This window comes from Paraburkholderia acidipaludis NBRC 101816, assembly GCF_000684975.1.
Taxonomy (GTDB): Bacteria; Pseudomonadota; Gammaproteobacteria; order Burkholderiales; family Burkholderiaceae; genus Paraburkholderia; species Paraburkholderia acidipaludis.
Genome location: NZ_BAXZ01000032.1, coordinates 1 through 395, shown reverse-complemented (window position 1 = coordinate 395; position 395 = coordinate 1). Strand labels below are relative to the sequence as shown.

The 395-nt window shown below is 70.4% G+C and carries 1 protein-coding gene; it reads right to left on the bottom strand.

The genetic code is table 11. The features are described 5' to 3' along the window. On the bottom strand, positions 1–395 hold a 395-nt coding region (locus BAC01S_RS32860), incomplete at both ends, for an aromatic amino acid lyase (RefSeq protein ID WP_043203923.1).

Genomic DNA, 395 nt, shown 5'->3' with positions numbered 1-395 from the left:
GGCTCGGCGTGGAAGTTGCCGCCCGAGAGCACCTCGCCGGTGTCCGGGAAGATCAGCGGATTGTCGGAGACGGCGTTCGCCTCCACGAGCAGAACCTGCGCCGCGTGGCGCATCTGGTCGAGGCACGCGCCCATCACCTGCGGCTGGCAGCGCAGCGAGTACGGGTCCTGCACCTTGCCGCAGTCGCGGTGCGAGAGGTTGATCGCGGAGCCTTCGAGCAGCGAGCGGTAAGCGGCCGCCGCCTCGATCTGGCCGCGATGGCCGCGCAGTTCGTGGATGCGTGCGTCGAACGGCTTGACCGAGCCCGCCGCCGCGTCCACGCACAGCGCGCCCGAGACGAGCGCCGTGCGGTACAGGTCTTCGATCGCGAAGAGGTTGTAGAGCGCGAGCGCCGC